The following is a 25,566-nucleotide window of genomic DNA, read 5'->3' as shown; positions in this document are numbered from 1 at the left end:
AAATTTACCAATTAAGCAATTATGGAAGAACAAATTAAAGTTTTATTAATAGACGATCAATCTATCATTGGTGAAGCTATTGATCGAATGCTCAAACCTGAAGCAGATATAGTTTATTATTACTGTAACGACCCCACTAAAGCTATTAAAGTTGCTAAAGAATATCAGCCTACAGTCATTCTTCAAGACTTGGTAATGCCTCAAATGGAAGGATTATTATTAGTTAAATTTTTGCGTTCTAAAGATTGTCCTACCGCTAATGTTCCCCTAATTGTTCTTTCTAGTAAAGAAGACCCAACTATCAAAGCTAAAGCATTTGAATTAGGGGCAAATGACTATTTGGTCAAATTGCCAAATGCTATGGAATTAATTGCCCGGATTCGTTACCATTCTAAGGCTTATATTAACTTTCTCAAACGTCAAGAAGCAGAGGCTTTATTTAAAGCAGAAATTATGCGTCAAGCAGCATATATTGAACAAGTTGGCAAAGTCACAAGTGCCGCTTCTGATGTGGAAAGAGATGCTTTTCAACCCGATATTTTAGTAGAAGTTGCTAAACGTAGCGACGAACTCGGACAACTAGCAAGGGTATTTACTAACATGGTAAAAACAGTCAAAACTAGGGAAAAAGAACTCACTAATGCTAATACTCAACTTGAATCTTTACTAAAAGCTTATGGACGGTATGTACCTCATGAATATTTGCGATTTCTGCGAAAAGAAAGCATTACTGACGTAAAATTAGGTGATCACGTTAGTAAAATTATGGGAGTAATGTTTAGTGATATTCGTTCTTTCACAACTATTTCTGAAGGAATGACACCGCAGGATAATTTTAATTTCGTTAATGCTTATCTCAAACGAGTTAGTCCTGAAATTCGCAACAATTATGGACTAATAGTTAAATTTTTAGGTGATGGGATGATGGCGGTTTTTCCTGATGGTGCTGATGATGCTATAGCTGCGGGCGTTTCTAAACTTAAACAGGTAGAAGAATATAATAAAAAGCGGACAGAAAATGGTTACATTCCTATTCAAGTGGGGATTGGTATTCATGTCGGACACATGATGTTAGGCATGGTTGGAGAAGAAAATCGAATGCAGGGAGATGCTTTTTCTGATAATGTGAATTTAACAGCACGTTTGGAAGGATTAACTAAATTTTATGGTGTATCTTTACTGATTTCTGAACAGGCGTTAGGTAATCTTAGTAAAGCTGATAAATATCAAATTCGGTTTTTAGATCGGGTAGTTGTGAAAGGTAGAAGTGAACCTATTTCTGTTTATGAAGTATTAGATGCAGAGGTTGATGAAGTCCGATTTATCAAGTTACAAACTCAGCCTGATTTTGAACAGGGTTTAGAATATTATCGCCAAGGTGATTTTAACAAAGCAAAGGATTTTTTTGAAAAAGTTTTATCTCTAAATGCTGCTGATAAAACTGCTGATTTATATTTAAGTCGGGTCAATTATCTGTTACAAAATGGTAAGCCAGACAATTGGGATGGTGTTTGGTATTTTACTGAAAAATAGCCGACGTTGGTATTGAGTTAGGTCGAGGGGGAGTAGTTGGGTAAGGTTTGAACGTGAACGCTATCATTAATAACTTCACCCACCAAATATATCTATATTACCAATTGCGTACTCAGATGCATCTACGGTCGAAGATGGCAACCCCTGAAGTTCAGCTTTGTTCCTCATACTTTCCACCTTATCTGCTTCTCTAATAGCTAATGGATTGATTTGTTGACGTTCTGCTAACAGCGTTGCCATTGAAATCTCCAATGCTGGTAGTTTACTATTGGTAGGAACAGGCATATCTTCTGGAAACATTTGACAGAAAGTAGTAGCCGCAGCCCTCTCAACAATAGTTTGGATTTCTGCACCCACACAACGATTAGTTTCTTTCAACAGTCGTCGCCATTCCTCTTGACTATAAGGGTCAATTTTACCATAAACATCACCACTAAACCTATCGTCAAATCTAGCACAGTGGAGTTTAAAAATATTGTGTCTTTCTCCATAATTAGGCAAGTCTACTTTATAAATATAGTCAAATCTTCCTGCCCTAGTTAATTCTGGTGGTAGCCATTCTAAACGATTAACACTTGCGATTACAATTACATCACTGGTACGTTCTTGCATCCAAGTGAGTAACTGTCCTGCTAACCTTCTAGCTATATCATCATCTCCAGCAAATCCCTTATCAAAGTCATCAAAATAAATAACAACTTCATTCAAACAATCTACTAAATTTAGTAATTGTTTCAGTCTTCTTTCTGCTTCATTACCATAGCTTCTCAAATTACCCCAATCTACTAAAATCAAGGGAACACTTAAAATTTGGGAGCATACTTTAGCAGAATGTGATTTACCCGTACCTGGAGGACCTACCAGCATTATACCTTTAGGAACTCTGAGTTTGTAGGCTTTGGCAAGGGGACTAAATAATCTTTTGAATTTCTTAAAAGCCTCCTGCATCAAATCTAATCCTCCCAAGGGAACTTGGGGAGTAGGAATAAATTCAATTCCATAAAGTCTGTTGAGCAAATTGATTTTATATTGGAGTAGTTCTTGGGCTATTGCTTCTGCACTTTTATCATGACAATGAATTGATTTTAGCCCTTTAATTAAGTCAGAAATATATAGTCCAATCCCACTACGAATAATTGTAATTTTGTCCATTTCGCTCAACGTTGATGGTAAAATTACCTCTGCTTCCTCATTAAGACTTGCAGTGATTTCTGAGATATCAGGTAATTCTTGAGTAACTACAGGGATTTGAGCAGCAAGTTCTGGGTGTAAGTTAGCTTGAGAACCTAAAAGAATAGCGCATTTGATTTTACCAACAGTAGATTGGGAGAAGGAAAGATTGAGCAACTTTGATTTCACCCATTCAGATATCAAGAAAAACTGCGTTTCTTGGACTACATTAGCACTAATCCAAGGGTATAGATTCTCGATGATTAATACGCCTTCTCCCTGAAAACATTCCCAAAAATTCAAAATTCTAAAGTGGTCTTTAAGCTCTTGTGTCGGATTTAGAGTATAACCATAAAAATATTTGAAACTTAAATCTATATTATTTACGCATTCAATTTCCTGAATTATCTCTTGTCCCAAATTCCATAGATAGCACTTAATGCCTATTTTTGAGCAATACTGGCAAAGAGAGCGGAGCATTCGATATCTTTCTTGTACAGGAGATTCACAAATAATCACAGGCTCTCCTGCGGTGATGAAGTTAGTCAGTTTTGCTAAGAATAAGGATGCCATATTATTATATGCGAAAGCTTTCTATAGGATTAGTACCGCAGTGCGAAAGTCAAAATGAATGAATACGGCATTGAGCTTTTCAGATATCTGAAATAGTTGCTAGTAAGTAGGGAGACATAATTATTTATAAGATAATCGAGCAGGTTCAATTTCTTATCAAATCATTGATTGATAAGAGTTTGAGATACATTTTCTATCTTAATTTAATTAAACTTGCCTACTTAGTCTGTCAAAATAAATTTGACAGGTTATGAAAATCAAAAAGCTTTAAATTTTATAGTTTTTGGCAAATTTATATCCATCAATTACTTCTTGATAGATTACTAGTACCTCTTGGCGTAAATACACCTACCTTTTACAAGAGTTCTAAACTACAAAGTTTTTACCAATTATAATGGTGGGTTCACTTGTGCCGTGCTGTACTAGATTTATACCAATTCTGCATGATGATTGAATCTTTGAAAATCCAGATTAGCCAAAACTTTGGCTGACATGAGAGTTTCAGCAGACATAACAAGATTTAAATCTGATTTGTATAGCCAAATTATAATGATAATTTGAGGTTTTAGCTAGGATTTAATTACGTAATCTCTTTCTATCAAATGATAGATGCAGAATGTAAATAAAAATAGATTAAGTTACAGATTTAGAGTAAGAAGAGTGTTTTTAAAATAGGAGTATAATCAATACTTTTCTGATTAGTCCACAATTTACTTTGTTGTCTGGGTAAAGGAATTATAACTTTTCCCCCTTAATCAAAAGGTATTGGAAGTGTTGTTACTTGTATGCAACAATGGTGACTAAATTAGTTCCGGTTTATCCTATTATTTTAATTCCCACCTTCGCTGATACTAAAAATCTTTCTCCTTGTATTAAACCGCATGGTAGTGGTAGCGTGACTGTGGGTGCTTCTGAAGAACGGTTTGGACAAGTGCTAAAATATTATTTTGGTGATTGGGTGCATTCCCAACAAGAAATGCTACCAAATGGTCATGACCGCCCTTATACCGCAGACTTTGTAATTATAGAGCCAAATACTGAGTTATATCTCGATATTGAAGTGGATGAAAGCCATTGTTTTTCTACAGGAGAACCAACACATTTTATTGGCGATGATGATTATAGGAATAAGTGTTTTGTGGATGCTGGATGGGTAATAATTAGGTTTGCAGAGGAACAAGTAGTTAGTCAGCCAGAACGCTGTTGTCGCTTTATTGCTAATGTAGTAGCAAAGTTGAGTGGAAATGAATCATTGAGTTACCACTTTGCAGATGTTCCACAACTGACTCCTGTTAAGCAATGGTCAAGAAGAGAAGCAGCGTCCTTGAAGAAAAAGAAGTATCGTCAAGGCTACTTGTCAACTACGCCATAAAAATAGCACCGAAGACCACAATCCCCAAATATTCGTGGATCAACAAATGTGATCCATGGATCACAAAATGCAGTTGAAACCCAGGCATCGCATTCACAGACTCTTGTTCCAATATTCCAAACCCGTGAGGATTACATCTTCCAACCATAACTTAAACCGCTCTGTTAAGTTATCATCTTCATCAGCATAAGAGAACTGAAATGGAGAATCAGTTAGTGTTTGAATATCACTAATATTGCGTTCACCATCTTCTGTATTATCTCTATGGTAGGCACAGGCTGAACATACTAGCAATCCCCGATATTCATGTCCTTTGAACATGAAAAGAAAACAAAATTGTCGTTGATATTCCTATATTAATAACCAACTGTATCCAGGCATGATAACTACGAAGATTAGCAAAATATCCTAACTGTTTAGCAGTTTCTACAATTTGGTAACGGTGGTAATATGAACGAGTATCACTAACAGGCGCACTAATTATAAAAACTTCCTAATGGGTTGAAAGCATTTCCACGGGCGACACACCACCCGCTATGAATGAAATAAACACTCGAAATCTAAAAATTTCGTAATGATCAGGGTTTTGGCTCGTGTTTCTTAAAAGTTGAAGTCCTTGCTTTTGTTTTGAACTCATCTGTACGTAAATACACTCGTCTCACCTGTCTTGACTGATTTTTCTCCTCTTTGCAAAAAACTGGGATGCTCCCCACAAATCTTCTTCTCTATTTCTGTGATTTCCTCTGCTTGTGGTAATTTTTCTTCCATCTGTGCGACTGATTCTTTTGGGGCTGGCTGCCAAGTCATATCCGGTTGCACTGGCTTTTGTCTTAGTAAATCTCTAATGAACAAGGGCAAAGGGAGACAGGAGGCTTTGAACCTACTTTCAAATTCTAAACCTGCTTCCACATCTTGCAAACAAATAATTAACGTTTCCTCACCGGTCTTCTCTCTCTTCCACTCCAATAATCGCTGCGGTGGCTTCTCTTTTTTTATGGACTTATTTATTTGCGTCATCTCCTGGCGGACTTCTGCTACTGTGAGACGTTCTGATTTGAGGCGTTCTAATATTAGCTGAAACTTATCGCAGCACAAAGCTTTGATTGTGTTGCAATCGAGCAAATCTAGATTGCTAGGTTCGATTTCGGCGATGAACTCACCTACCTTAGCATAGGAGGTGGCCGTGGTTGCTGTCCACTCTAATGATTCTTGAATGGCCTTCAACTCAGTGCGCTTACACGTCAGTTTGGCAAAATAGACGGTTTGACACATCTGGATGAAGGCGCGAGTCATTTGTTGCGCTTGTTGCTGGATCTGGGAAAAAATTTCTTGATCAATTTGGTCTAGATCGGTTAATGTAGTCATAGATAACGACTGCTGCGAATGTGGTCAAAACAAAACGACTCGCCCCAAGTGGTGAGTGAGTTATTGAAATGCAACTCCCGGTTAACTTTCGACGGCTGACCGGGTTTTGCTATTGAAATTATTTTACACTAATTTGCTCAAATTGCGATTACTATGTTGCGCTATCTCTATTCTTTCAGTCCCGTCAGGGATACAAGTCCCATCAGGAATAGAGATAGCGCGATCCAGCACACTGCCGATAGCGTAGCGTGAGCCGTCATGCAATTGCATGAACCAGTCAGAAATTTGGCAATAATGCGGCAACTGGCTACTACACAAATAGAATCGGCTCAAATTCCACATCATCACACCGGATTGATACTCTTAGGTCTAAAGACATTGAGCTTGACAGAAGCCAGAAATCACGTTAATCAAGAACTTGGTAATTGGAATGACCGTGTTTTGCAAATGTCACAATTAACTGTACAAAAACTATGACTCAACCACCTTTACCACAACCACAATTAGAACCCAGTGGAATTACTTTTGAGCAATATTCAGAATTTACCCCACAAAAACTAGAACTTTGGAGTGGTTATCTAGGTTACGGCGGACAAGATAATTTAGGATTTCACTTATCTGTACTTACCAATATGGGGTTATTAACGGCAGTACAAAATACCAATTTATCACTGTGGATAGAAGCACTTGACCATATAGTGAGAGAAAAATTACAAAGTGTTAATAGTGAATCAGAAATAGCAGAAGCAATGTTGAATCGTTTTAATCAAGCAATGGCAGAATTGGAAGCAGTGATAAATTATTTGGAGGAAGTATAGGGTAACTTTTAAAGTTTCCTCTAAGAAAATTTTGACAGTAGTATGGAACAACTTAGTTTATTTTCCAACACAGAATGCAAAACACTGAGAACCATAAAACCAGTGATAGATGCTGATTTTTTACAATATTGGGGTTAACCTTTTCATCATTCTTAGAGGAAACAACAGGTCATCTTGTTAAAGGATCAATTGGTAAATCTGCATCAATCTCAATCAGGGTGATTTTGGCATTTTCAACAACGGTATTTCCCATAATTGTATCGTGCATAGCTTCAAACTTAGATTCTGATTCAGCAATGCGTTCATAATGCAAAATTACATGATAATGCTTGGTAATTGGTTCTCCAGTTTCCGAGCGTTCAACTAAATCCCAATCTATATTTTGACGTTCTTCAACAATTTGACGATATTCACTAGCTAACTGTTCTAAGGCAATGGCTATGGCGTGTTCTGGGGTTTGACCACAACAACGAATTTTATTTCTGGGGTGTTCAAGAGAAGATGACATCTGACAAATATATTGGCCATTGTCATCCTGTACGTTAATTGTAATTGTTCCGGTGATTGCATTCATACCCAAGTTACCAGATGAAAGTTTAATTCCAGTATACAAGTGAGGAAAATCCACCGGGGCTTTCAATAAAATTCTTAGAGGAAACCAAAAAGTAATTATTTGGAGTAAATGTAATCACTGAGGAATTTTCTGAGAGGAAACCGCAAAACTGTAATATTGTGGGAATTAAAACCAAACCAATATAACCTTCTGGGGCGATGTTATCATCCTTAAACTTTTCCTCTAAGAATTTATTGGTATTTATGTAGGGGTAGCTTGAACTACAAATAGAAAAAGCTGATTCAGTATCACTGCGGAGCGATTCATTAACGCTGTTTGAAACCCCAAGCCGAGATATGTGTAATTTCCTGCAAGATGGTCTGGAAACCCTTGCTATATTTGCATTTCAGCCTTAGCGGACAATTTACCCTTTTTGGTTCGCAACGATTATTGTTTAGGGTTTGCTACACCATAAAAATAGCACCGAAAACCACAATCCCCAAATATTTCTGGATCAACAAATGTGATCCATGGATCACAAAATGCAGTTGAAACCTCCGATAAAAATAACCAACTAACACTGTTACAATATGTGTTAAATGCCTGGTAGATTACGGATATGGCTGCGCTAGAGCAAAACGTAACGCACTATTCCAGGTTAAATCAGAATTGCAGGTTATTAAATGTTTAATGATCCAAACTTTGAGAAAATCTAGCAATGTATCTGATAACCTAAAAGGTAATATTCCTGCTAAAAGCTCTACAGCTTTGGCACATCTACACCAGATACCTAACAACGGTATCAATTATTAGTACCATGTCCGATTTTAACCCTAATTCCACTCAACTACAAACACAACTCGCTAAAAAATACTTTGATTTATCCCCTGCTATCCAAAAAATTATCCAATTGTTTTCGATAATTTATGCACCGATAGACAAAAGTTCATTTCTCAGTTGTCTTTCGCAAACTGCTGCCTTAGACGAAAAGAATAGACCTTGGACTACTACAACCCTCAATTACCAAATTGAAAAATTGGTAATAGCACTTTTGCTAGTTAAGGAAAACAAGTTAGGTCCTGAATGTCATCCATTACTCACAGAAATTGCTACTCGTCATGCAATAGAAACGGGAAAATTTGAGATATTAGTTAAAGCCGTAGAGGAAAAACTACCTGTAAGTAATCACTGGAACAAGAATTCGCGGATGTTCCGCAGTCTGCGCCAGTGTATCAGAGAAATCCGCATTGGTCTTTACCGCCAAGACCTTAATTTTATTAATAAGCAAATTGAAGATTACCAAAATTACAGTAATCATACAGAAAAAATAGTCATAGAAAATATTTTTGAGCAGATATGCAATAACCCATTTGACGAAAATTGGTTTAAGACATTACCAAAAGAATTATATGAACGTAGTATATCTAGCATCCTCTTCAATTCGACATTAAAATTGTCTGGATGCGAAGATGCGTTTATGATGCTGGACGAAGAATGTTGTGAAAATGGAAAATATGCTTCAGATTATCTAAATCTGATTTTAGCAGAACAATTCCTATTGCGGGGTGATACCGCAGAAGCAGAGGATAGTTTAAAGCGGATATCAGAGGAATATCAAAATAACGCCCCTATTTATTGGGGTTGGTTGAGTTTTGTGCGGGGTGAAAATGAACAAGCCATTAAGTATTATACAGATGCCCTCAAAGCTATAAAAAAAGCCACAGGCAAACGCTCAATATATTTTAATACAATGGGCGGCTTATTTTTTATCCTAGCATTGTTAAAAGATGGTTCAGCAGAACGCCTCAAAGAAGCAGAAGAGTATGCCACATTAATGTCCCGTGAATCAGATCATTGGCTCACATTTGTTTATGCCAGACTGAAAATGGTATTGCAAGTTCAGCGAGGTGATATTACTCAAAAAGAACTTGTAGTAAGTGCCTATATTGCTTCGGTGGAAGAAGAAAATAGCTTACAAACATTGTTTTGTTCTCTGTGCCTTTACTGGATGGATGCTGAGAGTGCCAAAAAACGCTTACCTGATTTACTAGAACCATTATATCGGAGATCGCTCGCATCCTGTCATCACTGGCTGACAATGGAAACCGCAGAACTTCTATCCCGACTCAAACCCAGTAGTAACTATAAACAACAAGCAGCAGCACTCCGAGAAGATAGCGGCATCCAAACCATAGTAGATATAATCCAACCCCAAGAAGCTTGGGAAATGTGCCTCAATGCCCTAGCAAATCTCCAGAAACAACCACAAACCCCTGGCAAACCAGAGTCAGAAATGCGGTTAGCATGGTTCATTACCTTCTATCCCAGCAAATGTGTCTTGCAACCAAAAGAACAAAAAGTTAATACCAAAGGAGAATGGAGTAAAGGTCGTGCCATAGCCCTTAAACGTCTTAGTAGTGGATTAGCTGAGTTTGATTACGTCACACCCCAGGATATGCGGATCTGTGGTTGTATTCAGACATACAATGAGGGCTATTACGGCAAAGTTGATTATATGTTCAACGAAAAAGCCATCTTGGCGTTAATTGGACACCCAGTAGTTTTTTGGGAAGATACGCCTAATATCCGGGTAGAAATCGTCAAAGGAGAACCGGAACTACTGGTGAAAAAAGAAAAACAAGGTCGTCTCACCTTGGAATTTTCGCCCAAATTACCAGAATCACAGAACATTCTGCATATTAAAGAAACCCCTACCCGCATCAAAGTTATTGAAATTAAAGCTGAACACAGACGCATTGCCGAGATTATTGGTAAAGATAACAAATTAAACGTCCCTGCGATCGCCGAAAAGCAAGTTTTAGCAGCTATTAATGCCGTCTCTGGCATCGTTACCGTCCATTCTGACATCGGTGGTGGACTAGAAAATGCCGAAGAAGTCCCCGCCCAAACACTACCCCATATTCACCTTTTACCTGCCAATTCTGGCTTGAAAATCACCCTCTTATCTCGTCCTTTTACCCAAGGTGGCCCATACTTCCGTCCCGGTGCAGGTGGTGAAACAGTCATTGCCGAAATTGAAGGTAAACGTCTGCAAACTAAACGCAACCTCACTGAAGAGAAAGAACTTGCTAAAAATGCGATCGCCGCCTGTCCCACCTTAACGCGCATTGAAGAACAAGATGGTGAATGGGCAATAGAAGAAGCAGAAGATTGTTTAGAACTGCTGCTAGAACTGCAAACACTGGGAAACAGTGTCGTCATGGCTTGGCCAGAAGGGGAAAAACTGCGGGTTAGTCACAATGCAGACTTGAAAGACTTTAATTTATCAATTCAACGACAACAAGACTGGTTTGCAGCAGCAATTCTCATTTTGAAAATAAAATAAGATAAAGTTGTGTATCAACACAAGAAAATCTTGTTCTAATGATCTTTTAGAAAAAAATCATCATCATGATAATCTGAAGATAGATAGATTTTTTGAAAATGGACATAGGAAACTGATTCCAACTTATAAATATAGCTGAAATTAGGACTAACTATGTGTTTTTTATCAATAAATAATCTTTTTCACCTCCTTCAAAATTGAGATATTTTCAACTAGAGTTAACTTTTTTAAATGGAACATTTTCTGTAAGAATAAATAAGAAAAAAGCCGACCAATCGGGAAACCAAAAATATTTTAATAAAGTACGAATATCATTAAAGAAAGTAGTACGAGTGGCTAATAACTCACGAACTTTTTGATAAGTATCATTGACTAAATCTAAAACAGTATGAAATAAAAATGCCAGTAAATTTAAAGACAATAAAAACTCGCATAAATGATTTTGACCATGACCAAAGTTGTGTTCTAAATTATAACCATGATTTTTTAGAACTGGAGTTTAGACTAAATCGGTCATGTTCAAGAAAAAAGGGAGTCTGATTGAATACAGTCCCCCTTTTGGCGGAAGCTAAGAGAAGAATCACCTACTCTTACTCGCCAATATGAAACGTACCTCCTTAGAAGAATTCCGTCAAGCAGCCTACCAACATTTAGGCAAAGCGAAAGACGCTACCTTTGAATTGACAGATGCGATATTACTGACTCGAAATGTTTATTGCCTAGCAGAGTTGTCCTTATCACCAGTATTTAGACGCAAGTGGCCAAGCATCTATGAAGCATTACAAGATAGCAGACCACAGCGACAGAAATTGATGCAGCTATATATCAAACAGATACCAACTGTGGAGCGACCTCTATTGGCAGGAGATCATACGAACTGGTCACGACCAGATGCAGTCAAACTCAAAGAAAGAACTTATCAACATAGTGGCACATCCATCGCCGGAAATAAACCAATAACTGTAGGACAGGGATATAGCACAATAGCCTGGATACCAGAAAAAGAGGGGAGTTGGGCATTACCTTTAAGACATGAACGAATCACAAGTTCTGAAAGTCCTATTTCAAAAGCAGTTTGGCAACTCAAACAGGTATGTAAATATTTACCTGTCAGACCAATTTCTGTTTGGGATAGTGAGTATGGTTGTGCGCCTTTTGTCTTAAAAACTGCGAACATTCCCGCAGATATTCTCGTTCGGTTGCGTTCAAACTTGTGTTTATGGGGTGAACCAGGAGCTTATTCTGGGAAGGGGCGACCCAAGAAGCATGGTGATAAATTTAAACTCAATGAACCAACAACATGGACTGAGGCGACATCTGTATTAGAAATAAATGACCCAAAATTAGGACTTGTGCGTCTGAGATTGTGGAAAGATTTACATTTCCGTAAAGCTGCCACAAGCCCAATGTTAATTATCAGAGTTGAACGTCTGGACGCGCAAGGTAACATGAGAGTGTCTAAACCTTTGTGGTTGGCTTGGGTAGGAGAAGAAATGCCACCCCTAGAGGAAGTTTGGTGTCTTTACTTGCGTCGCTTTACCATTGACCATTGGTATCGCTTTTTAAAGCAACGTTTACATTGGACAGTTCCAAACTTTGGTACACCTAAGCAATGTGAAAGGTGGAGTGACCTGATGCCGTTGATGACTTGGGAATTGTGGTTAGCTCGTGATATTGTTACCGATAATCCTCTCCCTTGGCAAAAATCTCAGGGTAATTTGACCCCTGGAAGGGTTGCTCAATCTATGGGTGGAGTTTTTGCGGCCATTGGTACTCCCACTTCTGCACCCAAACCTCGCGGAAAGTCTTCTGGTTGGGAACCAGGAAAACAGCGTCACCGTAAAAACCGCTGCCCCATTGTTAAAAAAACAGTATCACGACCACCTAAAGAACCTTCTGTTGCTGTTTAATACTCAAGGTTATTCATACTTTTCCTAAGTCTCTGATTAACTCAGCCCTGCTGGGTCATTTTTCATGGCTTAGTCTAAACTCCAGTTAGAACGTTATTCCCTTCATTCTCAATTTTCCATCTGCTGCGTCCGGCTTTGACAATATCTTCAACATTTTCATTGGTAATTGTATGATTAGTAATCCAATTATTTTGATAGACGATTTTTGATGTCTTCTCATTAATAACTATTAATTCACACCAATTAATCTCCAGACTTGATTCCCCATCTTTTAATGGTACTCTGTTAGCATAACGATAACGATAAATTAGATTATTTCTTCCATTCCACTGTTTCTTTTCACAAGTTTTGACTTCATCACTCTTTTCTAAAAAATCTAGCCATTCATATAAGGTTTTATGAGAAGTATCAAGACAAACGAAAATAAAATTATATCCTTGTGCTATGGCTAATTTGCAGATAGGTTGGCGAGAGTACAAGTCATCCCCTAAAAGGGTTACGGGATATTCATACTTAGATTGATGATTATTATTTAACCATCTTTTAACAGCCGCATTTTCACAGTCTTGTTTTTGATATCCATCTTGCTTTTTTATAAATTCAGGTTCTAAACCAATTACTTGTTTTTGATTAGGAGACACCACAATTGGTGTTATACAGCCGTGAAAATAAGTCGTACTTCCATTTTGATGATGACGTTGATTACAATGAGGACAATTAATTTTTTGAGATGAAAAATATTCTGTACCATCTAAAGCTATTAAAATTTCTTCGTTTAAGTAGAGAAACTTTTTCAGCACTCCATTTGACTTTAACCATTGATAGACTGTTTGAAAAGCTCCAAAAATTGTCGTGGCTGGCACCGGATCTAGCAAGTTTCTTATTTGATTATCACCAGGAATTTTCGCCAAAGAAAATAAACTTTCAACATTATCTTTTCCCTTACTACTTTTCATCAAACGTTGATGCTCTAGAAAAGAAGGTGACTGAGTAAAAAATACTGAAAATGCTCCCATTACTGCATCTTCTACTTGATATTGTGTATTATTTCCTGGTTTTCTTCCATCAGGTAAGTCATTTAATTCTTGACGTAGAAATTGCATTAAATCAGAAATTTCTACGGTTGTTGCCTTTTGAACTATTTTGTCCATTTTTGAATAATTACTATTTTCAACCCACTAATTTTATCTGAAATGACAATAAGTATAAATTTTTATTTTGATTAAGTTCTCTTTTTTCATAGAGAACTATTTTTCTGGATCTCCCAGTTCTTTGTCAGACTATCATTTCTAATCTATTAAGTATAAATACTCAATAGATTTGTTCGATTGTTATTTTCAACGATTGTTTCCGTTACTGTGCGTCATCTCCCATCACCTACTCTAATAGGTTGCGCTATTCCCTTTTTTTTGAAAATATAATTCTTTTGTACTAAATATTCAGGTTTCAATTGAGGTTAATTGGTCATTTTTTTCAAAATGAGAATTGCTGTTTCGCCATGTCGCAGTAAATATAAATTGAGTGTCATAGCTGGCGATGAGGATAAAAGAGTTTGTGCAAAAATAAAATACCATCAATCTCGCAATCGAGTATGTGACACCAGGACAAAGAAATCCACCAACAAAGTCAATTCCCTCACAAACTTTGGCCTGCGAGTTCAAATGCTAATTTTCTTAGGGGAAAATAACAAGACTGGGGAAAAACGGTCTTGAGGACAGCGTGCAGGATTAATTCAAATTGGTTTACCCACTGTTTGTTGCTACTGTACCTCACTAAGCTGAGAAAGGCTATATTCTTATGCACAGAAGAAAATAACTTATGGAGATATAGAACAAAGATGGTTAGTTGTGCAAAGTCAAGATAGAAAAAAATCTGACTTAAATAAATTATCAAAGAAATTAGAGCAGCGTTAAAATCCTTAAACTATACTGTAAAAAATCAATTGGTAAAAGCCATCAACAATCCAACTATGCGGTGGATATTTCAATGTTTTCAATCAGTTCATCTTGTTAATTTTCAACAAAAAACAGACTTTTATAATTTGACATCTGAAATGAAATACATTCTCCTATTTCTCCCAGAAGGCTTGCCGTAATTACTACAGATATATAAGTTGATTTATTAACCAATACCTTAGCCAATTTACGAGGGTGAAAAGATGATGCTTTAACCATTAACTCCCATTTATCTGAGGCTTGGCAAAAACAATCAGTCCTAAAAATTCCTTTAAGGTTTCCTACAAGGTTTTTTTAACGTATTAACCGTAGGATAAGGGTTTGGGATGACAAACTACCTTTTTATCGAAACGCCTATGTATGCTTAGTTTTGCCAGTGCAAGCCAAAAATTATCAAGGCTCTTTTTTTGGCTAAGGTATTGTTAATTATCAATTACTACCCCAAGCAGATATAATAACCGTTCAAACGGACATAGTATTAATAATCAAAACTGTTAACAGTCAAAACATGGAATTTATTTTTATTTATGTCACTTGTAAAGACCGTGCTGAAGCCCTTAATGTAGGTGAAGCCGTAGTAGAAGCTCGTCTTGCTGCCTGTGCCAACATAATTGATGGCATGGACAGTATTTATTGGTGGAAGGGTGAATTACAAGTAGAAAAAGAAGCTATTTTAATTATGAAATCGCGCCATGATTTATTTGCAGAACTAACGGAAAAGGTAAAATCAGTGCATTCTTATGAAGTACCTTGTGTGGTGGCTTTACCAATTGAACAAGGAAATCAGGATTACCTGAATTGGCTAATGACAGAAACCAAGGCTACAGATATCAACTTGAATTAACTAGATTGCTCCCCATAATTTCGCTCTTGATGTATCATAATCCACCCAATGACAACAAACAACCCACCCAAGGCCAAAAAACCTATATCCCAAGCTAATTGATTTGGTCCTGGTTTCACATGATGGATACCCAGAATTTGATGATTAATTACTCCTTCTACTAAATTGAACAACCCAGCACCTATGAGCAAAGAACCACCAAATGTTTGTGATAACCAAGGAACATCAGCACGCCCTCCTGCCCGCCACAGCAAGGTTACTCCAATTACAGTTAATACCCAATCCAAAGCATGAAATAAACCATCCCACACCATGTTTACGTCCGTATTTGTATCGGTAGTCAGGGGACGAATACTGCTTAACATATGATGCCACTGGAAGATTTGATGAAGCAGGATACCATCTACAAAACCACCTAGCCCTAAACCTAAAAAAATTCCAGCAGTAATTAGTGGTAAACGTTTAGGAAAAACCTGAATATTTGCTGCCATTTTTAAACCTACAGACAGTTTTCTCACCAAAATAGACTTGTTTTGTTATTAATTTCTTCTACCTAGAGAGCAATACTAGCCATCAATTTCAAGTGTTCACTATCTGCTCACACCTACATATACAATAATTGTGAACTGACAAGTCAGCCCTGGCGATCTCGCTTTGCACAAAAGAGGGGATAAAAACGAACAGCTTTTCGTCCTACAAAGGATAAATTAATTTATTAATGTTACTAAATATACTTTTAGGTATTGGTTTCTATGAAATAATCTATACCTAAATCAAACTCATTTGTTAAATTCACCACAAATGTAGAAATAATCAAGGTTTTAGCTATATTCTGTCATCTTACAAACTGAGTTTTTGTACTATTTGTTGCTCACGGCACTGTCCCTAGGTTTACCCAATTAGGAAAATAAAGAGGTGCAAAAATGACTGGCAGTAAAAGAATTGAAATTCGCAAGTTAGATTCAATGACAGTCGGAATGGTTTCATTTTACTCTTTAGCTAGTAGTAATCAAACTACGTTGGTTCATGTTTCTGGTAATTTTATAGATAATATGTTTGTGCATAGACATCAAACGGATCAATTATTAGTGGTGAAGGGACAGATTTTAATAACTACTCTGCACAACCGTGAATATCAATATACATTTTTGAATGAAAAAGAACCAACAATTATTACAATTCCTCCGGGGGTATTACATGGTGCAATTAATCTTAGTAAAGAACCTTGTATAGTTGTTAATGCTGTTTTACAGCACGGGCAAAGCGATGAAAAAGATTATCGTCCTGTGAAACCTCCTATACCCTATGATATAGATTGGGCAAAAAAATTATTTAGAGAACATAGTTTTTCTAATTGATTTATAGCATCAGCAATCGCTCTGTTAATCCCCAATACCATATTTTTACCTCTTTTATCCATCCTCAAACTGTCTAATATTTTATACATACAACTCCTATTTAACAGAATTTTCTGTTCTAATCAATACCAGCTTATTCCCACCAGCCACAAATCGGGGACTGTGTTGCCCAGGTTTTGAGGAAAAATGTGATCCATGGGTCACATTTTTGAGTTGCTTTCCTCGCCAGGCTTGTGTGTACACCGTAGCTACCGATACTGGAGCATGGGGTAAGCCATTGGGAGTTGCAGAGTTGGAAATTTAAGGCTAAGATAGTAGTTACACTCGTAATTACATTGGCGAAAGTTAAATGATCCAAACCTTAAAGTTACGCAAAATTGGTAATTCAGTAGGGGTGACTTTTTCTAAGGAGTTGTTAGAAAAACTCAATCTTTCCGAAGGAGATACCGTATTTGTGACGGAAACTGAACATGGACTCCAGCTTAGTCCTTATGATCCTGAGTTTGAGAAAGCAATGGCCATTTATCGTCAAGGTAGCCAGAAGTTTCGTCAGGCGTTGAAGGAACTCGCTAAGTGAATGAACCGACCTGGCTAACTGAACAGATGGTGCTTGCTATCCATAAGGATTTGATTTCTCAGTATGGTGGGTTATCTGAGGTGAGAGATAGCCCTAATTTAGCAGCAAGTTTAGCCCGTCCCCGACATCGGTTTTCCTATCAGCCGGAAGTTTCGCTCCTGGAATTAGCAGCGGTTTATGGTTTTGCTTTGTGTAAAAATCATCCCTTTGTGGATGGGAATAAGCGGACAGCTTTTATGGCAATGTATGTTTTTTTGGGGTTGAATGGTCATGGTTTTAACGCACCAGAGCCGGAGATAGTATTAGTGATGGAGAGTTTAGCATCTGGGGAAATTGACGAAAATGCTTTGCAGGTTTGGTTAGGAAAATATGCTGGTGAATTGCTATGAAACGAGAAAATTTAATTGCTTTTTTAAAAGCTCATGGGGCAGAGATTCGAGGTTATGGTGTAAAATCTCTGGCTTTATTTGGTTCGGTAGCAAGGGATGAAGCCACGGCTAAAAGTGATATTGATTTATTAGTGGAGTTTGACGGAAAGGTGACGTTTGACTGTTACATGGACTTAAAGTTTTTTCTGGAGGATAGTTTGGGATGTCCCGTAGATTTAGTTAGCAAGAAGATGTTAAAGCCTCAAATTAGAGATGCTGTTGAAACAGAGGCAATCTATGTCTCGTAGTCTCAGACTGTATTTTGAGGATATTTTGAACAGTTGTCACAAGGTTTTGCGTTATACAGAAGGTATCAGCTATGACCAGTTTTTTGAAGATGAGTTAAGGTTTGATGCTGTGCTGCGAAATCTGCAAATTATTGGCGAGGCCATCAAGCAAGTGCCGACAGAAATTAGAAATCGTTATCCTACGGTAGAGTGGCGGAAAATAGCAGGTTTAAGAGATATTTTAGCTCATGCTTATTTTAGTCTCGAAAATGAAACGATTTGGGATATTGTGCAAAATAAAGTTCCACTTCTGCAAGAACAAATTGAGGTTATTTTTCAACAAGAATTTGGCGATAGTTAAATTTTTGAGGAGTTGGGGATTTAAAATTAGAACTAAAGTTTTAGGGAATAGGAAACTTTATGTTCCCTTTTTTTTGTGATCTTGAAAAAACCAAGTTCAAGAAAATTAACCTTTCTTCGATCTATTTTTTCGACGAGATTCTTTCTGCATTTTTTTCTTTTTATCAACTTGACTTTTATTTTTATTTAATGTTAGAGTAAACCCCTTCACACTAATGGGAGAATTATCTTTTTTATTCGGCTTATCTGCTAGAAAGCAATTCAAAGACTCCATTTCTAATATTGTATCATTAATCAAAGTATAATGCTGTTTGTTATGCAGTTTCTGTAAGGCTGCTTCCACACCCATTTCTAGAGAATTATTGACATTATTTTCATTTACAAAAAACCTTTCCATTAAATCTTCTTCAAAAGCTCTATCTATATGCTCTTTAAGTTCAATAGCACAGATATCACAACTATTAATCACTAATTTATTCCACATATGATAATTATCTTTTTCCAGCCTGCTTAAAAAAAGTTCCTCAAAATATTGGACGACCTGTTCTCTAGAAATAATTTTTTGAACAAGCAATATTACTAAGGATTTTAGAGCAGCACCTCTAACAAATTTATTAACTGCTGGATTTTCTATCAGTTGCTTAATAGGGTCAAGATTTCCGTGACTGACAGAAGCAAGAATTCTACCTAAATCTTCAGTTACTACATCTCCGGTTACATCTAGGGAGATATCCCCTGGAGTCGAAAAAAAATCGACGATGATAGGATAAGATTTAGATTCTCTAAATTGTGCTAGTAAAAACAGGGAATAAATATGTAATAAATAATCTGGTTCTTCTAATAAATCTTCTAGATTATTTTTGCTTTCTTCTAAAGTCGCTAATAACAAAGGAGTAATGGCTTCCTGTTCTTGAATGGCTCTCTCTAAAGCCAAACGGGGGAATTTACCAGTGTTATTTTCTAGTTCTGATAAAATTTCTTCTAGTTGCATTTTCAAGCTAAATTGTTGGCTGACATTAAAATCATATACTAATGATTAGGCAAAAATTAAGTAGAATGGCGTAAAAAAACCGTAGACGCGGAGCGGCTTCTCGGAGAGTAGTATGTAACCGAAAGTAAAGTTGCCCAAAAAGCTTTTCCCTTCTGCCTTATCATCACGACAATTTTCAACACCGACCTACACCTGTCAGCTGCTCCCTGCCCCCCCTGCGTTTACAAATACGTGATATTTCTTTATTTGGAAGTTTCTTGCGTGGTTTGGGGATGTTGAAATTGGTTACAAATTATCAAAACCAACATCTCGTAATTGAATTTAGTGTAAAAACTCCCTAAACTGACAAAAGGTATTAGTCAGGTCAAAAGGGTTCGCTCTGAGTGCATCATGAATCAAAATTATACATTTAAATTTAACTCCTCCACAGCTTTAGAAGCACTCAAAGCAGGTAAATACGACCCCCTTGACTTTTACGAAGCACGTCTAGACCTATTTAAACTCTCGGTCATGGCAGACTATGACCAGTTAGTGTGCCTTCCCACCCTCACCTCTATTGACAAATACTGGTATCAAATTGAAACAGCCCGCAAGGTTCTTAGACAACTGGGTGGACGGGCATTGTTAGCAGATGAAGTCGGTTTGGGCAAAACCGTTGAAGCTGGAATTATCTGTGCTGAGTATTTAGCTAGAGGCATGGTACAGTCCCTACTCGTACTCACTCCCGCATCCCTGGTTTCTCAGTGGCAATTAGAATTAAGTGAAAAATTTAACATTGCCACTATTACCACAGATAACCGTGACCCCCAACAACCCCTAGAAGATTTTTGGACGCAGAATTCCCGCATTATCGCTTCACTCAACACGGCTAAATCTGCCAAACATTTTGCTCATGTCACCGGTCGTACCTGGGACTTGGTAGTTGTTGATGAAGCACACCACCTCAAAAATCGCACGACTCTTAACTGGAAATTGGTAAACGCCCTTAACAAGCGGTTTATCCTCATGCTGACTGCAACCCCAGTCCAAAATTCGCTCATTGAACTATTTAATCTTCTTACCTTACTCAAGCCAGGTTTACTGCAAACAGAAGCTGCGTTTAAAAAAGAATACGTTGATTCCAGAAATGGACGTATTCCTAAGAATCCTGAAAAACTGCGTTCCTTGATGCGGGAAGTGATGGTACGCAATACCCGCGCGTTGGTAGATGTGAAGTCTCATTATCGGCAGTATCGGTCGCATTTACACCAGAACGCTGATAACGCAAAGGATCTACCTCTGGTAGTTTCACATCACTCTTTGTGCCAGTAGGAATAATTTCATACAATGCTGTTACGGAATGACCAGCCCCAATTTCCCCTGCATCTTTCTTATCGTCATTGAAATCTTGGTTTTGCAACAGGCGATTTTCATAGCCAATTAAGCGGTATGCTTGCACTTTAGCGGGATTAAATTCCACCTGAATTTTCACATCCTTGGCAATAGTAAATAGAGTTCCCCGAATGTCATTAACTAGGACTTTTTTCGCTTCTAATAAGGTATCAATATAGGCATAGTTGCCATTACCCTTATCAGCTAATTGTTCCATTTTTCCATCTTTATAGTTACCAGTACCAAATCCTATAACTGTGAGAAAAATTCCCTGGTCTCGCTTCTGTTCAATTAATCGAGTTAATTCGGCATCACTGGAAACCCCGACGTTAAAATCTCCATCAGTAGCTAAAATTACTCTGTTATTACCAGATTTGAGGAAGTTTTGTTTGGCTATCTTATAAGCCAATTCAATCCCTTGACCACCAGCAGTAGAGCCTCCAGCTTCCAAGCGGTCAATGGCTGCTAAAATTGTTGTTTTCTGATTTCCAGGGGTAGCAGGTAAGACTACACCTGCATTTCCTGCATAAACTACTAAACTTACCCTGTCTTCAGGACTGAGTTTATTCACCAACAATTTCAGGGACTGTTTTACCAAGGGTAATTTGTTGGGTTCACCCATAGAACCGGAGACATCAATTAGAAATACGAGGTTACTGGGTGGTAAGGTTTCACTCTCTAAGCGTTTTCCTTGCAAACCTACTTGTACTAATTTATGTTGAGGATTCCAGGGAGCAGCAGTAACTTCAGTGGTGACGGAAAAGGGTCTATTTCCTGTTGGTTGAGGATAATTATAGGTGAAGTAGTTAAGGTGATTTCTGAAAAAGAAATTACCAGCTAAAGAGGTTGAATCAAGATATCCCATTTGGGCAAAAGTGAATTTCGCTGCAATCTAGGCTCAAGTTCCTTCATGGCTTTCTTAGTTAGAGAAATTCCTTTTTGGTAAACAGTCTTGCTTAAAGTTAAAATGGGATGTATACCTTTCCAAGTCATGCTTTTAGCCCATAAAAGCATGGTGGTAACATCGACGAGCTTGCTTCCATTCCAATGCTGTTCAAGAATACCCCAACAACGTTCTATGGGATTGTATTTACTATGGTAAGGAGGATAGTAAAGCAACTGAATTGGTGTCTTGATCTTGTCAACAAACTCAACCATCCTGTTTAAGAATTGAGTTCGCATACCGCTACTTTCTGGACCATTATCAACTTTAATTTGGATAAGTTCGGTATGAATGCGTTGTTCTGGTGTAACTGTGTTCCACCACGAAATCAGGCTATCAACAATGAAATCGCTGGTTTTATAGGAACTACCAAAGTTAATGTGTAGTTGTCCACTATCTTCGTCCACAATCCCACAGGGAATATATTTTTCCGTGCATCCCATATCATGGTCGTTAGCTTGATTGTCTCCTCTAGTTTTTCCACCACGAGAGTACTCTCCAATATTCACCGTGGCTTTGCAGTCCATACTTATTCGCTTGATTTTGCTGCTCGTTACTTGCTTATTAAAGTTGTCGATGTTGTTAAAGATATCTTCTGTTTGTGCAATTTTTTTTGAGGTTTAGCTTTTACTACTTTACGAAGAAGATACCCCATTCTGTTCAATACCTGTGCCATTGTACTTTGAGATGGTAATTGCTCCTGGCTAAATCCCTGTTCTTGGAGTTGTATCAATGCCGATGCTGATGTTAACCGCGTGTAGGCTAACGATGTTTTAAATGTTGGGTCTTGTTGAGAATGGGATTCTGCCAGTTGGCGCAGTGATAATGCCGCTTCTGGTTGCTTTTCCTCCCAGCGTTTTGCCCCACTCAAGGCTGATTGTAATCCTACACAGACTATACCAGTTCGTTTTTCTGCCAATCCCACCTCTATATTTTTTCTCCCCCAGCCAAATACTGTTTCTGCCAACCTTCCGCTCCCCTGGCAATATTTCAGTGCCATTCCCGCCTGAAAGCTTCGTCTTTCTACTCCATCCATTTTCGATGCTGCCAGTCGCAGGTCTTCAATTTGCGATGATGTTAATAATGTTTTTGAGTCTGTTGAGACTAATGTATCCAATTTCTTACTTCTGTCTCCTGAGTCATCAAGACTATATTCTACCTCTATCGGTAAATTCTTTCTTGGAAATCACCTTAAAGCGGCAAAGGAGGCAAGAATTCGTCAATTGTTAGCACTAGTTCCCAAGGAAGCCAAATTATGGGAGGAGGTTTTTAGATTAATTGCTCTCAAACAATCTAAACCCTATGATGATGCGATTGCACATTTGAGAAATCTACGCGATTTAGCTGAACATCAAGGACAGTTAGAGCAGTTTAAGTTACGCGTTCAGGAAATGCAAACAGATTACAGCAATCGTCCTGGTTTACTTTCACGTTTACAAAAGGCAGGGTTGTTAAGGCTTTAATTAACCGCCGTCATGAAGCTTATCGTTTATTGATAGGAAGAGGCTTTCGCTCTCTAACTGATAGATATTATGTAAATTTTGTGACAATGCAATAAGTACCAAGACAGAATTAATGACATATTGATTATTGACAAATTCTTTACTAGTCAAAGATTTCAGCCCAATTTTTGTGTAATTAATTTTGTCCAATTACTTAAAAAGCGTCATACCAACGGAGTTGGGGGGCAGAAAAAATTGGCGCACAAAACAATCCGCAAAGAAAATTTACTCAATGACAAATTTTCGGAAACTGACGCAATAATCAGGGGTTTAGCCATCATGAGTTAGCTGAAAAGCCGACTGTATCAACTTCTTGATTTTATGGCGGTAAATAAGTATACACAAGAAAAGCAAAATGTATTGCGTTTTGTAAAATGCCTGAAACTCAATCAGAATATCGCATTCACATAACTTTACATACCGTTACATGACCTGAAATTTTTCGATCAATCTACTTACTAGCTATTACAAAAATCATCCAATCTCATCTCTTTCCAAATTTCAGAAACCTGCCATCCTGTTTTGCCAACAGAGTAAACTATGGGATTATCTCGGCAAGAAATGTAGTTAGGTTGTTGATTCTCTACATTGATTACTCTGGTTTGCTCAAGCAAGGGTTCTGGAGCATTAATAATCTCGGTTTGGAGATTTTCTTCTTCCGACTCCATACTCTTGATTTTGTTGAGAATTAGCTTTTCAGATTTTTTAATTAGTTTCATAGTTTAGCCCTTGAAAGTTTTGAAAACAGCATATAAAAAATTGAGAATTTTAACATAGATTATGAGATAGACTAGGGTAGTCTTTCAATCATCTTCAGAAAAATCCGCAAAAAGTTTTGATGAAGTTTAGTTATCCAAAATTACATTGGGAAAACTAGGATACAATATTTTTCTGGATAATAAAAGTGTTGTGCCGAAAATTTATGTAACTCTGACTCTAATTCTCAATTTATGCTTCAGAAGCTAGTAACGTAACGCAAGACAGAACTCAAAAAGATTATCGGGTAAGCTTTCCGCACTAAAACCAATGGGGTATTTTTTTTATTTGGAAGTTCCTTATTCACGGGTCAGCAGTTCCAAGTTATGACCATTGGGGTCATAGAAGTAAAAACCTCGACCACCTTTTCTGTGATTAATTTCACCTTGATGTTGGTGCATAGGGTCGCTACTGTATTCCAAACCTATTTCTTTTACCCGTGCAAAGATAGCATCAAATTCTTGATCTGTAACATGAAAAGCATAGTGGTGTGACTCAAAATTTTCTCTATTATCAAAATCAAAGGTCAATTGATTGTTTACACGCACAACAGCAAAGTGAGCAAGGGGAGGTTCTACCTTTAAACCAAAAATTTGGGCAAAGAACTGTGCAGATGCTTCCTTATCGTATGCTGGTACTATGGTGTGATTAAGGGTAATTGTCATTTTACACCTCTGGTTTTAGGAAGTAATTAATTGCAGTATAAAAGTTGATAGTAACGATGTTTTGTGCTAGTCAATTTTTGAAACTTCTTCTATCTTACAGTATGCCAAAATTATTTGTTAGTTGACGTAAAATCAACCAAGTTATATAGCGACTGATTTATAAATGTCAAGACTGTAATCAACAAATTACTTTTGATACAAATTCACCAATTTAACCAAGCTGGAAACAGCTTAATATCCCTGATGAATCCATTCGCGACCGGCTTTTTCAGCAGCTTCTGGAGTGTAATAAAGTTTGCGTTCACCAAACACTTCACCTCCAGCACTAATTAACCGGAACTGCCAACAATCGGAGTCTGTGTAAAATACCAACAAGGTAACGTTTTCAATAATAGTAACTAAATGAACTTTAGTTGACATGGTATATAGTTTTAGTTGTCTACCGTAATCAAAACATATTTACTCAAAAACTATTGTTTCCTCCCGTTTTTCAAGAAAAATAAGAAAATGCCCAAAATTACAGAATGCGTTAGCACAATCTACCATTAGAAAGACAATTAGTAACTTCAATATTATCCACCAGATAGATGAAAATTATGAATAATTTTGTCAAGTTAGAGTCAAAGCAGGTTATTCTCTTGGATTTAAAAAATGACTAAATTCATAGATTTTGATTTTTATGAATATTGATGTCAGATTATTTTTAGAAGACATGACCCCAGCCCAAGCAGAGACTTTATTAGGGGGTTATTGCGAATCTTTACAGGATTATCCCTATATTTATTTAGGCGATAATAAGTCAAAAAAACAAACTATAGGTGGAGATAATAAATACAATAATCAGAAAATTAACACCATAGATAATTCCAAAAAAACTTACTTGAACGGAGTCCTTATACCCACGAAAGAAAACACTGTAGTTATATATGGATAACATCGAAAAATGGAG

24 protein-coding genes and 4 pseudogenes are annotated in these 25,566 nt (G+C 37.2%); 15 read left to right on the top strand and 13 right to left on the bottom strand.

Annotated features, from left to right (window positions below; genetic code table 11):
- Nucleotides 1-21: 21 nt before the first annotated feature.
- The gene (locus ANA7108_RS0125505; RefSeq protein ID WP_016953671.1) at nucleotides 22-1,533 is read left to right on the top strand and encodes an adenylate/guanylate cyclase domain-containing protein; all 1,512 of its coding nucleotides are present in this window, start codon (nucleotides 22-24) and stop codon (nucleotides 1,531-1,533) included.
- A gap of 75 nt (nucleotides 1,534-1,608) precedes the next feature.
- Here the strand turns inward: ANA7108_RS0125505 and ANA7108_RS0125500 are convergent, their stop codons facing one another.
- Nucleotides 1,609-3,276 (bottom strand): ATP-binding protein, encoded by a 1,668-nt coding sequence (locus tag ANA7108_RS0125500; RefSeq protein WP_016953670.1) that lies wholly within the window; start codon nucleotides 3,274-3,276, stop codon nucleotides 1,609-1,611.
- A 793-nt stretch (nucleotides 3,277-4,069) separates the two neighbouring features.
- Between ANA7108_RS0125500 and ANA7108_RS0125495 the strand changes: the two genes are divergently transcribed.
- Nucleotides 4,070-4,648 carry a hypothetical protein gene (locus ANA7108_RS0125495; protein ID WP_016953669.1) on the top strand — a complete coding sequence of 193 codons (579 nt, stop codon included), beginning with the start codon at nucleotides 4,070-4,072 and terminating at the stop codon, nucleotides 4,646-4,648.
- A 93-nt stretch (nucleotides 4,649-4,741) separates the two neighbouring features.
- Here the strand turns inward: ANA7108_RS0125495 and ANA7108_RS31125 are convergent, their stop codons facing one another.
- A complete protein-coding gene (locus tag ANA7108_RS31125; protein WP_016953668.1) occupies nucleotides 4,742-4,969 on the bottom strand; it encodes a hypothetical protein in 228 nt (75 codons plus the stop codon).
- 312 nt (nucleotides 4,970-5,281) lie between these two features.
- Nucleotides 5,282-6,013 carry a hypothetical protein gene (locus ANA7108_RS0125485; protein ID WP_016953667.1) on the bottom strand — a complete coding sequence of 244 codons (732 nt, stop codon included), beginning with the start codon at nucleotides 6,011-6,013 and terminating at the stop codon, nucleotides 5,282-5,284.
- 258 nt (nucleotides 6,014-6,271) lie between these two features.
- Here ANA7108_RS0125485 and ANA7108_RS0125480 point away from each other — a divergent pair, with 258 nt between their 5' ends.
- Together ANA7108_RS0125480 and ANA7108_RS0125475 are read left to right on the top strand one after the other, a co-directional pair.
- Entirely contained in the window at nucleotides 6,272-6,490 is a 219-nt protein-coding gene (locus tag ANA7108_RS0125480; protein WP_016953666.1) for a hypothetical protein, read from the top strand.
- Nucleotides 6,487-6,831 carry a hypothetical protein gene (locus tag ANA7108_RS0125475; protein WP_016953665.1) on the top strand — a complete coding sequence of 115 codons (345 nt, stop codon included), beginning with the start codon at nucleotides 6,487-6,489 and terminating at the stop codon, nucleotides 6,829-6,831. The genes ANA7108_RS0125480 and ANA7108_RS0125475 overlap by 4 nt, the downstream gene beginning before the upstream one ends.
- A 169-nt stretch (nucleotides 6,832-7,000) precedes the next feature.
- On the opposite strand, the gene ANA7108_RS0125470 is transcribed toward ANA7108_RS0125475, so the two are convergent.
- Nucleotides 7,001-7,405 carry a hypothetical protein gene (locus ANA7108_RS0125470; protein ID WP_016953664.1) on the bottom strand — a complete coding sequence of 135 codons (405 nt, stop codon included), beginning with the start codon at nucleotides 7,403-7,405 and terminating at the stop codon, nucleotides 7,001-7,003.
- Nucleotides 7,406-8,201: 796 nt separating this feature from the next.
- Here ANA7108_RS0125470 and ANA7108_RS27945 point away from each other — a divergent pair.
- Nucleotides 8,202-10,730, top strand: a complete 2,529-nt coding sequence (locus tag ANA7108_RS27945) for a M48 family metallopeptidase (protein WP_016953663.1) — start codon at nucleotides 8,202-8,204, stop codon at nucleotides 10,728-10,730.
- 294 nt (nucleotides 10,731-11,024) lie between these two features.
- On the opposite strand, the pseudogene ANA7108_RS29955 reads toward ANA7108_RS27945, so the two are convergent.
- Nucleotides 11,025-11,223: pseudogene (locus tag ANA7108_RS29955) on the bottom strand (ISNCY family transposase); the annotation flags it as partial.
- A 109-nt stretch (nucleotides 11,224-11,332) separates the two neighbouring features.
- Between ANA7108_RS29955 and ANA7108_RS0125455 the strand changes: the two are divergent.
- Entirely contained in the window at nucleotides 11,333-12,640 is a 1,308-nt protein-coding gene (locus ANA7108_RS0125455) for an NF041680 family putative transposase (RefSeq protein WP_016951334.1), read from the top strand.
- Nucleotides 12,641-12,726: 86 nt separating this feature from the next.
- On the opposite strand, the pseudogene ANA7108_RS27940 reads toward ANA7108_RS0125455, so the two are convergent.
- Nucleotides 12,727-13,782, bottom strand: a pseudogene (locus ANA7108_RS27940) (ISNCY family transposase); the annotation flags it as partial.
- A 1,321-nt stretch (nucleotides 13,783-15,103) separates the two neighbouring features.
- On the opposite strand from ANA7108_RS27940, the gene cutA reads away from it, so the two are divergent.
- The gene (cutA, locus tag ANA7108_RS0125445; protein WP_016953660.1) at nucleotides 15,104-15,439 is read left to right on the top strand and encodes a divalent-cation tolerance protein CutA; all 336 of its coding nucleotides are present in this window, start codon (nucleotides 15,104-15,106) and stop codon (nucleotides 15,437-15,439) included.
- Here the strand turns inward: cutA and ANA7108_RS0125440 are convergent.
- Complete coding sequence (locus ANA7108_RS0125440) at nucleotides 15,436-15,930, bottom strand: DUF2243 domain-containing protein (protein WP_016953659.1); 495 nt, start codon at nucleotides 15,928-15,930, stop codon at nucleotides 15,436-15,438. The two genes, cutA and ANA7108_RS0125440, sit on opposite strands and share 4 nt — an antisense overlap.
- 432 nt (nucleotides 15,931-16,362) lie before the next feature.
- Here ANA7108_RS0125440 and ANA7108_RS0125435 point away from each other — a divergent pair, with 432 nt between their 5' ends.
- The 5 genes from ANA7108_RS0125435 (at nucleotide 16,363) to ANA7108_RS0125415 (ending at nucleotide 18,390) form a co-directional block, all read left to right on the top strand.
- Nucleotides 16,363-16,797, top strand: coding sequence for a hypothetical protein (locus ANA7108_RS0125435; RefSeq protein ID WP_016953658.1), 435 nt, complete (start codon nucleotides 16,363-16,365; stop codon nucleotides 16,795-16,797).
- A 349-nt stretch (nucleotides 16,798-17,146) separates the two neighbouring features.
- Nucleotides 17,147-17,374 (top strand): AbrB/MazE/SpoVT family DNA-binding domain-containing protein, encoded by a 228-nt coding sequence (locus ANA7108_RS0125430; protein ID WP_016953657.1) that lies wholly within the window; start codon nucleotides 17,147-17,149, stop codon nucleotides 17,372-17,374.
- The gene (locus ANA7108_RS0125425) at nucleotides 17,371-17,763 is read left to right on the top strand and encodes a type II toxin-antitoxin system death-on-curing family toxin (protein WP_016953656.1); all 393 of its coding nucleotides are present in this window, start codon (nucleotides 17,371-17,373) and stop codon (nucleotides 17,761-17,763) included. The genes ANA7108_RS0125430 and ANA7108_RS0125425 overlap by 4 nt, the downstream gene beginning before the upstream one ends.
- Nucleotides 17,760-18,050: a nucleotidyltransferase family protein gene (locus ANA7108_RS0125420; RefSeq protein WP_016953655.1), complete on the top strand. Its 291-nt coding sequence runs from the start codon at nucleotides 17,760-17,762 to the stop codon at nucleotides 18,048-18,050. Before ANA7108_RS0125425 ends, ANA7108_RS0125420 begins: the two co-directional genes overlap by 4 nt.
- Nucleotides 18,040-18,390 carry a DUF86 domain-containing protein gene (locus ANA7108_RS0125415; protein ID WP_016953654.1) on the top strand — a complete coding sequence of 117 codons (351 nt, stop codon included), beginning with the start codon at nucleotides 18,040-18,042 and terminating at the stop codon, nucleotides 18,388-18,390. The genes ANA7108_RS0125420 and ANA7108_RS0125415 overlap by 11 nt, the downstream gene beginning before the upstream one ends.
- Before the next feature lie 105 nt (nucleotides 18,391-18,495).
- On the opposite strand, the gene ANA7108_RS0125410 is transcribed toward ANA7108_RS0125415, so the two are convergent.
- The gene (locus tag ANA7108_RS0125410; RefSeq protein WP_016953653.1) at nucleotides 18,496-19,380 is read right to left on the bottom strand and encodes a DUF1186 domain-containing protein; all 885 of its coding nucleotides are present in this window, start codon (nucleotides 19,378-19,380) and stop codon (nucleotides 18,496-18,498) included.
- 390 nt (nucleotides 19,381-19,770) lie between these two features.
- On the opposite strand from ANA7108_RS0125410, the pseudogene ANA7108_RS29225 reads away from it, so the two are divergent.
- A pseudogene (locus ANA7108_RS29225) lies at nucleotides 19,771-20,526 on the top strand (SNF2-related protein); the annotation flags it as partial.
- Here the strand turns inward: ANA7108_RS29225 and ANA7108_RS27935 are convergent.
- Both ANA7108_RS27935 and ANA7108_RS31120 read right to left on the bottom strand, forming a co-directional pair.
- Nucleotides 20,519-21,616 (bottom strand): von Willebrand factor type A domain-containing protein, encoded by a 1,098-nt coding sequence (locus ANA7108_RS27935; protein WP_016953652.1) that lies wholly within the window; start codon nucleotides 21,614-21,616, stop codon nucleotides 20,519-20,521. The pseudogene ANA7108_RS29225 and the gene ANA7108_RS27935 overlap by 8 nt on opposite strands.
- Nucleotides 21,589-22,694, bottom strand: a pseudogene (locus tag ANA7108_RS31120) (ISAzo13 family transposase). The gene ANA7108_RS27935 and the pseudogene ANA7108_RS31120 overlap by 28 nt, the downstream one beginning before the upstream one ends.
- A gap of 223 nt (nucleotides 22,695-22,917) precedes the next feature.
- Between ANA7108_RS31120 and ANA7108_RS0125390 the strand changes: the two are divergent.
- On the top strand, nucleotides 22,918-23,157 hold the full coding sequence (locus ANA7108_RS0125390; RefSeq protein WP_016953649.1) for a hypothetical protein: 240 nt from the start codon (nucleotides 22,918-22,920) through the stop codon (nucleotides 23,155-23,157).
- 497 nt (nucleotides 23,158-23,654) lie between these two features.
- On the opposite strand, the gene ANA7108_RS0125380 is transcribed toward ANA7108_RS0125390, so the two are convergent.
- The 3 genes from ANA7108_RS0125380 to ANA7108_RS0125370 all read right to left on the bottom strand — a co-directional run bounded on the left by ANA7108_RS0125380 (nucleotide 23,655) and on the right by ANA7108_RS0125370 (nucleotide 25,037).
- Complete coding sequence (locus tag ANA7108_RS0125380) at nucleotides 23,655-23,915, bottom strand: hypothetical protein (protein WP_016953647.1); 261 nt, start codon at nucleotides 23,913-23,915, stop codon at nucleotides 23,655-23,657.
- 336 nt (nucleotides 23,916-24,251) lie between these two features.
- Nucleotides 24,252-24,617 (bottom strand): VOC family protein, encoded by a 366-nt coding sequence (locus tag ANA7108_RS0125375; protein WP_016953646.1) that lies wholly within the window; start codon nucleotides 24,615-24,617, stop codon nucleotides 24,252-24,254.
- A gap of 231 nt (nucleotides 24,618-24,848) precedes the next feature.
- The gene (locus tag ANA7108_RS0125370; RefSeq protein WP_016953645.1) at nucleotides 24,849-25,037 is read right to left on the bottom strand and encodes a hypothetical protein; all 189 of its coding nucleotides are present in this window, start codon (nucleotides 25,035-25,037) and stop codon (nucleotides 24,849-24,851) included.
- A 259-nt stretch (nucleotides 25,038-25,296) separates the two neighbouring features.
- On the opposite strand from ANA7108_RS0125370, the gene ANA7108_RS0125365 reads away from it, so the two are divergent.
- Entirely contained in the window at nucleotides 25,297-25,551 is a 255-nt protein-coding gene (locus ANA7108_RS0125365; RefSeq protein ID WP_016953644.1) for a hypothetical protein, read from the top strand.
- Nucleotides 25,552-25,566 lie beyond the last annotated feature (15 nt).

It is taken from the genome of Anabaena sp. PCC 7108, assembly GCF_000332135.1.
GTDB lineage: Bacteria > Cyanobacteriota > Cyanobacteriia > Cyanobacteriales > Nostocaceae > Anabaena.
This window is presented reverse-complemented; position numbering and strand designations above follow the sequence as displayed.

Coding starts and splice junctions, on each gene's coding strand:
- ANA7108_RS0125505 (WP_016953671.1), top strand. CDS start 22: ATGGAAGAACAAATTAAAGTTTTATTAATAGACGATCAATCTATCATT.
- ANA7108_RS0125500 (WP_016953670.1), bottom strand. CDS start 3,276: ATGGCATCCTTATTCTTAGCAAAACTGACTAACTTCATCACCGCAGGA.
- ANA7108_RS0125495 (WP_016953669.1), top strand. CDS start 4,070: ATGGTGACTAAATTAGTTCCGGTTTATCCTATTATTTTAATTCCCACC.
- ANA7108_RS31125 (WP_016953668.1), bottom strand. CDS start 4,969: ATGTTCAAAGGACATGAATATCGGGGATTGCTAGTATGTTCAGCCTGT.
- ANA7108_RS0125485 (WP_016953667.1), bottom strand. CDS start 6,013: ATGACTACATTAACCGATCTAGACCAAATTGATCAAGAAATTTTTTCC.
- ANA7108_RS0125480 (WP_016953666.1), top strand. CDS start 6,272: ATGCAATTGCATGAACCAGTCAGAAATTTGGCAATAATGCGGCAACTG.
- ANA7108_RS0125475 (WP_016953665.1), top strand. CDS start 6,487: ATGACTCAACCACCTTTACCACAACCACAATTAGAACCCAGTGGAATT.
- ANA7108_RS0125470 (WP_016953664.1), bottom strand. CDS start 7,405: ATGAATGCAATCACCGGAACAATTACAATTAACGTACAGGATGACAAT.
- ANA7108_RS27945 (WP_016953663.1), top strand. CDS start 8,202: ATGTCCGATTTTAACCCTAATTCCACTCAACTACAAACACAACTCGCT.
- ANA7108_RS0125455 (WP_016951334.1), top strand. CDS start 11,333: ATGAAACGTACCTCCTTAGAAGAATTCCGTCAAGCAGCCTACCAACAT.
- cutA (WP_016953660.1), top strand. CDS start 15,104: ATGGAATTTATTTTTATTTATGTCACTTGTAAAGACCGTGCTGAAGCC.
- ANA7108_RS0125440 (WP_016953659.1), bottom strand. CDS start 15,930: ATGGCAGCAAATATTCAGGTTTTTCCTAAACGTTTACCACTAATTACT.
- ANA7108_RS0125435 (WP_016953658.1), top strand. CDS start 16,363: ATGACTGGCAGTAAAAGAATTGAAATTCGCAAGTTAGATTCAATGACA.
- ANA7108_RS0125430 (WP_016953657.1), top strand. CDS start 17,147: ATGATCCAAACCTTAAAGTTACGCAAAATTGGTAATTCAGTAGGGGTG.
- ANA7108_RS0125420 (WP_016953655.1), top strand. CDS start 17,760: ATGAAACGAGAAAATTTAATTGCTTTTTTAAAAGCTCATGGGGCAGAG.
- ANA7108_RS0125415 (WP_016953654.1), top strand. CDS start 18,040: ATGTCTCGTAGTCTCAGACTGTATTTTGAGGATATTTTGAACAGTTGT.
- ANA7108_RS0125410 (WP_016953653.1), bottom strand. CDS start 19,380: ATGCAACTAGAAGAAATTTTATCAGAACTAGAAAATAACACTGGTAAA.
- ANA7108_RS27935 (WP_016953652.1), bottom strand. CDS start 21,616: ATGGGATATCTTGATTCAACCTCTTTAGCTGGTAATTTCTTTTTCAGA.
- ANA7108_RS0125380 (WP_016953647.1), bottom strand. CDS start 23,915: ATGAAACTAATTAAAAAATCTGAAAAGCTAATTCTCAACAAAATCAAG.
- ANA7108_RS0125375 (WP_016953646.1), bottom strand. CDS start 24,617: ATGACAATTACCCTTAATCACACCATAGTACCAGCATACGATAAGGAA.
- ANA7108_RS0125370 (WP_016953645.1), bottom strand. CDS start 25,037: ATGTCAACTAAAGTTCATTTAGTTACTATTATTGAAAACGTTACCTTG.
- ANA7108_RS0125365 (WP_016953644.1), top strand. CDS start 25,297: ATGAATATTGATGTCAGATTATTTTTAGAAGACATGACCCCAGCCCAA.